The organism is Stutzerimonas chloritidismutans (assembly GCF_038562055.1).
Taxonomy (GTDB): Bacteria; Pseudomonadota; Gammaproteobacteria; order Pseudomonadales; family Pseudomonadaceae; genus Stutzerimonas; species Stutzerimonas chloritidismutans_A.
On record NZ_JBCFXD010000013.1, the window covers coordinates 105,103 to 112,107 of the forward strand.

The following is a 7,005-nucleotide window of genomic DNA, read 5'->3' on the forward strand; positions in this document are numbered from 1 at the left end:
GAACCAAGAATCACCCGAATCGCCGTGCGCCCGGACAGCTAGACAGCCGTCTGGCTCAGTGAGGGTTTGCACCCCGCCGCAGCAGCAATACGATAGCCAACACCACCAACACACTGCCCGGCAGCCAGTGCCAGCCGATCCGTTGTGGTTGGTTGATGAACAGCAGCAGCATCGATACGAACGGGACCAGGTAGCTATACGCGGTTACTGCTCCCGGCGTGAGCGCCGCCGTCGCTCGCTGCTGCAGAAAGAAGGTCATGCCACTGGAGAACACGCCCAGATAAACTACTAGCGCAACATCACGCCAGTCCATCCGCGCCAGGGCCGAAGGCTGTTCCCAGAAGAGCCCTAGCGCGCCAATCAGGATGGCCCCAATGAGCAGGCTCCAGAACGTGCGCAAGCCCGCTTGTGGTGCGAGTACGCCACGCCGCAGCCCCCATTTGCTTAGCACCGGGTACATTGCAGAAGCAATACAGCCGAAGAAGAACGCCAGCTCGCCAACGCCGAACTCCAGCTGCGCAAGGTTTCCATTGCTTTCGGCGACAGCCAGCCCGAGCGCACCCAGCGCACCCAGTGCCAGAATCGCCAACAGCCGACCCGCAGGTTGTTCGACACCCAAGCCCCGGCCGATGCAATAAGCCAGCAGCGGTACACTGACGAACAGCGTAGCCATCGACAGCGCGCTGATACGGTGTGCGGCCCAGAACATGGTGCCGAAGAAACCGGCCAGGCTCAGGCCCATCAACGCATACAAAAGCAGCCCCGGCAGGCTTGGCCAACGTTCGTTCTGGCGCAACAACAGGGGCAGCAATGCCAACGCGGCAATGCTGAAACGAATGGCGGTCAATAGCAGCGGCGGCAAGCCTTCACTCATCAGCCCCACAGCTGGGAAAGACAGGCCAACGAACAGCGCCCAAAGCAGCATGCCGAGGTGCGCACCTGTTGTGCCACCTTTTGCCTCAGTCATCGCCCTGCTCCTCCAAGGACCGCAATAGGATGCGAAGGCCGCTCGCCATGGCTTGTCTCTGCTCCTGATCGAGTGGCGCCTGTAGACCATTCAACGTGGCCAGATATTCATCGAGGCAGCCGAGCAATACGGTCTGCCCTTCACTGGTGAGGCGTATCAACAGACTGCGCCTATCGTCCGGATTGGGTACGCGCTGGATCAGCCCGGCGGCCTCGAGGCGGTCGAGCCGATTGGTCATGGCACCTGAGCTAAGCACGGCGGCGTGCCGCAAGGCGTTCGGCGTAAGTCCTTGCGGTTGGCCGCTGCGATAGAGCGTCGCGAGCAGATCGAATTCGCCATCATGCAGACCGTGCTTACGAAAAACGTTGGCAACGCGTCTGTTGAGGTATTTGGACAGTCGGTACACACGCGTAAAGATCGCCATTGGCGATGCGTCGCCTTCAGGGCGGACGCTTTGCCATTGAGCGAGCACACCATCGACATGATCACCGCCTTTGGGCTTGCGCATACTTACCTCCACAAAAAGAATCTTTATGTGAAGCTAATTAAACGAATTACCGAAGGCAAGCTAATACGTCGCAAGGGGCGCGGCAATCGACGAGTGACGTTTGATCAACCAGCATCCTGGCGGCAGCCGAGGCTGCGCACCGGATAGAAAGGGTTACTTCAGCTCAGACGGCGAATTGCGGACGATCTTGATCGAGTGGGTAAGCGTCGGCTTGCGGGTAACACTGATGGCCTTACGCGTCACCGTGTCGATGGTGATGTTCCAGAAGCCGGTGTTGGGCACATTGATCTTCGCTGGAAACTTGTCGAAAGCGCCGCCGTGATAGGCATGACGGCCGCCGTTCTTGAAGCTGCGGAAATTCTTGTCGTTCATCAGGCGGATGTTGCAAGGTTGCGAGCACTCGATGATCACGAAGTCGTCTTCGTTGAGGTGTTCGCGCTGGTGAATGAACTTCATGTACCGCTCCGGGGCCGCATGTTGGCAAACGCAAAGATTACCATGAGTGTCTTGCTGGCTGGATGGTTTGAGCCGACTGCATCCGACGAGATCTTGCGACGCCGGCGCCTATCTCTCGGCTCTCGCTGCGGTTCTTTGACAGAATGCGCGCCGCGACCTCGAGGCAATGCACGAGTGAGCGTCGCCCCCGTCTAGAGCAAGGAACCCTGAACATGCCTACGGCCGCAAAGCCCCTTGATGCCACCTCCGCCATCGCGCGCCGGGCGACACGTGTCGGCTTTTTCATGGCCGGGTTCGGTCTGTCCATCTGGGCACCGCTGGTGCCGTACGTGCGCGAGCGCATTGAAATGAGCGACGCGCTGTTCGGCACCCTGCTGCTGTGCATCGGTATCGGCTCGCTGACCTGGATGCCGCTGTCCGGCCTCCTGGTGACACGACGCGGAATCCGCCCAGTTGTGCTCAGCAGCGTCGTCTTGCTGCTGTTTGCCCTGCTTGGCATTGCCTTCACCCAATCGATTGCATTGCTGGCTGTGGCGCTTTTCTGTTTCGGCGGAAGCCTTGGTGTGATCGACGTCGTGCTGAACATTCAAGGCGTGGTGATCGAGCGCGACACCGGCAGGCGCCACATGTCGAATTTCCACGGCATGTTCAGTCTGGGCTCGATCAGCGGCGCGCTGTCGCTTACCGGTGCACTGACCCTGGGCCTCGCCCCAGCAACCGGCACCCTGCTGATGATCGCGGTCATCGCGCTGGCCAACATCGCAGTGATGCCCGGCTATTTGCGGGACAAGGCGCCAGCCGGAGGCGTCGCCTTCATCCGGCCGACAGGTGCGGTGCTGCTGGTAGGCGCCATGACCTTCGTGGTGTATCTGGCAGAAGGTGCAGTGCTGGACTGGAGCGCGCTCTATCTGACCGGGCAAAAGGCGCTGGAAACCGCCAAAGGCGGCCTGGGCTATGCCAGCTTCGCGCTCATGGTGACCGTAGGACGCTTCGCCGGGGCACCAGTAGTGAACAGTTTGGGTACCGCCAGAGTGATTGGCCTGGGTGGGCTGCTGGCTGCCTTCGGCATCGCCCTGACCCTTGTCACCGACTACTGGGGATGGGCCCTGCTCGGTTATGGGCTTTGCGGGCTTGGCTGCGCCAACGTCTCTCCTGTTTTGATCTCATCGCTTAGCCGTCAGCACACGATGCCCGTCCATCAAGCCATCACCGCAGCGACCACCATCGGTTTTGCAGGGGTCCTCGCAGGCCCCGCGCTGATCGGCGTGATTGCTCACTACGCAACGCTGACGCTGGCGTTCGCCCTGCTTGCGGCGCTGTTGATCGTAATGGCACTGGGAAGCCCTCGGTTCCGGGACTGACCGCTTGGTGAAACGCCATGGTCCGCGCTTAAAGTCGCGCAACAGGCTACAGACCGGTTGATGACGTTTGGCTAGAATGCGCGCCCTATGCGCATTCAAGATATTCACCAACAGCTCGCCTCCATTGGCGCCAAGCCTATCCACATCGGCCGGGTAACACGCGCCTGGCTGAATGGCAGGCCGCTGGATACGGGCACGCGTCATCAGCGGACCGAAGACTTCCTTCCTCTGTCAGTACGTAACGGCTTGCCAAGGGTGAACGAGACAATCGATGGTCTCGCCCGCCTGCGCTCCGAGCATCCAGCTACCGATGGTTCCGCGCGGCTGTTGGTAACGCTCGCGGACGGCCAGCTGATTGAAAGCGTGCTGTTGCCCCGCGATGGCTTGTGCGTATCGAGTCAGGTCGGTTGCGCAGTGGGCTGCGTGTTCTGCATGACCGGCAAGAGCGGTCTGCTCCGCCAACTGGGCAGCGCTGAAATTGTCGCCCAGGTCGCCCTCGCGCGACGCTTCCGCCCGGTCAAGAAAGTCGTGTTCATGGGAATGGGCGAGCCTGCACATAATCTGGACAGCGTGCTCGAGGCCATCGAGCTGCTCGGCACCGAGGGCGGCATCGGCCACAAGAACCTCGTTTTTTCCACCGTCGGCGATCCTCGGGTGTTCGAGCGGCTGCCTCAGCAGAGGGTGAAGCCGGCGCTGGCCTTATCGCTGCACAGTACCGACGCGACGCTGCGCCGAGAGCTGCTACCGAGAGCGCCCTACTTCGACCCCGCTGAGCTTGTCGAGCTCGGCGAAGCCTACGCCCGGCTTGTCGGTTACCCAGTTCAGTATCAGTGGACGCTACTCAAGGGGATCAACGACAGCCAGCAGGAGATGGACGGGATCATTCGGCTGCTTCGGGGCAAGTTCGCGATCATGAACGTCATCCCTTACAACAGCCTCGATGACGACGAGTTTCAGCGACCTGAGGCGGATCGCATTCACCAGATCATGCGCTACCTGCACGAGAACGGCGTACTGACCAAGGTACGCAACTCGGCAGGACAGGATATCGATGGCGGCTGCGGCCAACTGCGTGCGCGTGCCGAGCGCGTCGTACGCACACGCACCAGACCGGCCGAAACGCCCGTGCCAGACGCGATTGAACCGCTAACACCGGGCATTGTCCTAGCGCATTGACCCTATCCCCGGCATCCGACCGGATGCGAGAGCCCTCATGCATACGCTGGCACAACTTGAACGAGGCGAACTCGCCGGGACAACCCGGCTGGATCTGTCCGAACAGCTTGAAACGTTCCCCCGAGCGATTTTTCACCTGGCCGACAGTCTGGAAGTGCTCAACCTCTCCGGCAACCAGCTCAGCAGCCTGCCTGATGACTTGTCGCGGCTGCACAAACTGCGCGTCCTGTTTTGCTCGGACAACCTGTTTACTGAACTGCCCGCCTCGATCGGCCGCTGCCCGAATCTGGAGATGGTCGGGTTCAAGGCTTGTCAGATTCGCCACCTGCCCGCCGAAGTGCTGCCGCCCAAGCTGCGCTGGTTGATTCTCACCGACAACCAGCTCGAAAAGGTGCCTGACGAGATCGGCCGCTGCAGCCGTCTGCAAAAGCTGATGCTCGCGGGCAATCGGCTTGATGCGTTACCCGAAACGCTTGCCAGCTGCCGCCAGCTGGAATTATTGCGCATCGCAGCCAATCGCTTGCCAGCATTGCCGCAGTGGCTGTTGTCCATGCCGCGCCTGAGCTGGCTGGCGTTTGCCGGAAACCCGTTCAGCGATGCGCTGGAGGCGCAGACCTTGGCGCAGCACCCGCTGCCACCGGTCGACCGCGAGCAGGTCATCCTCAGAGAAGTGCTTGGTCAGGGCGCGTCCGGCGTCGTTCATCGTGCCGATTGGCAAGCGCCTGGCCAACCTACGCAAGCCATGGCGGCCAAGCTGTTCAAAGGCAGCCTGACCAGCGACGGGCTACCCCATAGCGAGATGGCAGCCTGCATAGCCGCTGGCAAACACCACAACCTGATAGGTATTGCCGGGCCACTGGCTGAGCGTGCCGATGCGCTACCGGGTTTGCTGATGGCACTCATCGATCCGTCGTACCAGGTGCTCGCCGGTCCACCATCGTTGGCGAGCTGCACCCGGGACTGCTATGCACCTGCGCAGCGGTTTTCCGCAGACAAACTGCTGAGGATCGCGACAGGTGTCGCATCGGCGGCCAGTCATCTTCACGCGCGAGGCATCCTGCACGGCGACCTCTACGCGCACAATCTGCTGGTCGATTCGCGTGGCCAAACGGTGCTCAGCGATTTCGGTGCGGCATCGTTTTTCGATCCAGACACCTCTGAGGGCCTGGCACTGCAGCGCCTCGAAGCCCGTGCGTTCGGATGCTTGCTTGAGGAACTGCTGGAACACTGCGATGTTAGCGGCGTGCAAGAACGGCTTTCTCACCTTGCCGCCCTGCAGCGTCAATGCATGCAGGAAGACCCCAGCCAACGACCAGATTTCAACCAGTTGATCGAGCAGTTGGAACATATGACATCGCAACGGAGCGTTTCGGCCGGGTAGTTGCATGAGTCATCGTCCCTCTCGCTTTTCGACGGCAACCTGACGCTATGCTCGCTCCAGAATCAAAACCCGATAACGCCTCTGAACGCTACGCCAGTGCCTACAACAGCGACACGCTGGATCACGACCCCTTCGTTGTAGGGCTCAAGGAACGGCTTCCTGCCGAACTGCGAGAAAGCTTTACCCCGCAGCAGTTGGACGCGTTACGCAATGCTTTCGCGACCCGCTCGTGGGCCAGGCACAAGCTCGACTGGCGCGGAACCTTCAGTCTGTGGAGAAACCAGTATTACTTCGTGCTGGTTGGCGGGCGAAACAAGCGCAGCCTGAGCCGAGCGCAGCGGAGTCTGTCACTTGCGGCCAAGGCCGGCGCGATCACCGCGTTTCTGTTCTTTTCAGCACTGGTAGGCCTGGTCGCTCTGTATCTGGTGAAGTCGGCGCTCGGGATCAACCTGCTGCCAAATTACTCGCTGGGATTGTGGGACTGGTTCAAGGGCTGAGCCCGGTACATGGCCCCGGAATGATGCGGCTACAGCACGCCTTAATCGCCGATCAGGATCAGCTTGCCGGTAGCCGGATCACGGAAAACCTGACCGACGCTTTGCAGCCCTTTTCCGCCATCACCCTCAAGGCTGTCCGGCAGTTTGGGTAGCTCCCGTCCGCGTTCGACGGCAACCGGCTGCTTCGCTGCATTCAGTTGTTGGAGCAAATCCGTCTGGGCGACCAGCGCCGCAATCAGTCCGCAGGCGAACACCAGCACGACGTCGACCATGTTGGCTAGCGGCCCCAGCGGATCGTCGTCGCCGGCCGCGAAACGACTAGAGCGCCAGCGCCGACTCATTATCGCGCTCCTTGACTGCTTGGGCTTCCAGTTCGTCCAGCAGCTCGTCGTACCAGCGCCTACGTAAGCGTCCCAGTGCGAAGCCCAGCACGCCGATCAACAAACCCAGCACCGTCGTGTCGAAGGCTACGCGCATGGCCACGCTGAGAATCTGAACATTGCCATCGCCCAGGGCAGCCAAGCCAGGGCCTAACGGGATTAGCGTTCCCATCAGCCCCAGCATGGGGCCTACCCGTGCCACCAGGTCGGCTCGATCGAGCCGTGGGGGGGGGGGGGGGGGGGGGGGGGGGGGGGGGGGGGGGGGGGGGGGGGGGGGGG

General features: G+C 61.4%; 9 protein-coding genes. 4 read left to right on the top strand and 5 right to left on the bottom strand.

From position 1 onward, the window contains the following. Positions 1–55: 55 nt before the first annotated feature. The 3 genes from AAGW23_RS18040 to AAGW23_RS18050 form a co-directional block, all read right to left on the bottom strand. Positions 56–967 carry a DMT family transporter gene (locus AAGW23_RS18040; protein ID WP_342407705.1) on the bottom strand — a complete coding sequence of 304 codons (912 nt, stop codon included), beginning with the start codon at positions 965–967 and terminating at the stop codon, positions 56–58. After that, a complete protein-coding gene (locus AAGW23_RS18045; RefSeq protein ID WP_342407706.1) occupies positions 960–1,475 on the bottom strand; it encodes a MarR family transcriptional regulator in 516 nt (171 codons plus the stop codon). Before AAGW23_RS18045 ends, AAGW23_RS18040 begins: the two co-directional genes overlap by 8 nt. A gap of 153 nt (positions 1,476–1,628) precedes the next feature. Continuing rightward, entirely contained in the window at positions 1,629–1,931 is a 303-nt protein-coding gene (locus AAGW23_RS18050; RefSeq protein WP_342407707.1) for a DUF1883 domain-containing protein, read from the bottom strand. A 212-nt stretch (positions 1,932–2,143) separates the two neighbouring features. Here AAGW23_RS18050 and AAGW23_RS18055 point away from each other — a divergent pair, with 212 nt between their 5' ends. The 4 genes from AAGW23_RS18055 to AAGW23_RS18070 all read left to right on the top strand — a co-directional run bounded on the left by AAGW23_RS18055 (position 2,144) and on the right by AAGW23_RS18070 (position 6,346). Beyond that, positions 2,144–3,292 carry an MFS transporter gene (locus AAGW23_RS18055; RefSeq protein WP_342407708.1) on the top strand — a complete coding sequence of 383 codons (1,149 nt, stop codon included), beginning with the start codon at positions 2,144–2,146 and terminating at the stop codon, positions 3,290–3,292. An 87-nt stretch (positions 3,293–3,379) separates the two neighbouring features. Further along, positions 3,380–4,468, top strand: a complete 1,089-nt coding sequence (locus AAGW23_RS18060; protein WP_342407709.1) for an RNA methyltransferase — start codon at positions 3,380–3,382, stop codon at positions 4,466–4,468. Between the two features lie 37 nt (positions 4,469–4,505). Then, on the top strand, positions 4,506–5,849 hold the full coding sequence (locus AAGW23_RS18065; RefSeq protein WP_342407710.1) for a leucine-rich repeat-containing protein kinase family protein: 1,344 nt from the start codon (positions 4,506–4,508) through the stop codon (positions 5,847–5,849). A 47-nt stretch (positions 5,850–5,896) separates the two neighbouring features. Then, entirely contained in the window at positions 5,897–6,346 is a 450-nt protein-coding gene (locus AAGW23_RS18070; protein WP_342407711.1) for a 3-phosphoshikimate 1-carboxyvinyltransferase, read from the top strand. Between the two features lie 41 nt (positions 6,347–6,387). Here the strand turns inward: AAGW23_RS18070 and AAGW23_RS18075 are convergent, their stop codons facing one another. Together AAGW23_RS18075 and AAGW23_RS18080 are read right to left on the bottom strand one after the other, a co-directional pair. Further along, positions 6,388–6,687, bottom strand: coding sequence for a DUF2149 domain-containing protein (locus tag AAGW23_RS18075; protein WP_148924129.1), 300 nt, complete (start codon positions 6,685–6,687; stop codon positions 6,388–6,390). Next, positions 6,665–6,928 (bottom strand): MotA/TolQ/ExbB proton channel family protein, encoded by a 264-nt coding sequence (locus AAGW23_RS18080; protein WP_342407712.1) that lies wholly within the window; start codon positions 6,926–6,928, stop codon positions 6,665–6,667. Before AAGW23_RS18080 ends, AAGW23_RS18075 begins: the two co-directional genes overlap by 23 nt. Positions 6,929–7,005 lie beyond the last annotated feature (77 nt).

Coding starts and splice junctions, on each gene's coding strand:
- AAGW23_RS18040 (WP_342407705.1), bottom strand. CDS start 967: ATGACTGAGGCAAAAGGTGGCACAACAGGTGCGCACCTCGGCATGCTG.
- AAGW23_RS18045 (WP_342407706.1), bottom strand. CDS start 1,475: ATGCGCAAGCCCAAAGGCGGTGATCATGTCGATGGTGTGCTCGCTCAA.
- AAGW23_RS18050 (WP_342407707.1), bottom strand. CDS start 1,931: ATGAAGTTCATTCACCAGCGCGAACACCTCAACGAAGACGACTTCGTG.
- AAGW23_RS18055 (WP_342407708.1), top strand. CDS start 2,144: ATGCCTACGGCCGCAAAGCCCCTTGATGCCACCTCCGCCATCGCGCGC.
- AAGW23_RS18060 (WP_342407709.1), top strand. CDS start 3,380: ATGCGCATTCAAGATATTCACCAACAGCTCGCCTCCATTGGCGCCAAG.
- AAGW23_RS18065 (WP_342407710.1), top strand. CDS start 4,506: ATGCATACGCTGGCACAACTTGAACGAGGCGAACTCGCCGGGACAACC.
- AAGW23_RS18070 (WP_342407711.1), top strand. CDS start 5,897: ATGCTCGCTCCAGAATCAAAACCCGATAACGCCTCTGAACGCTACGCC.
- AAGW23_RS18075 (WP_148924129.1), bottom strand. CDS start 6,687: ATGAGTCGGCGCTGGCGCTCTAGTCGTTTCGCGGCCGGCGACGACGAT.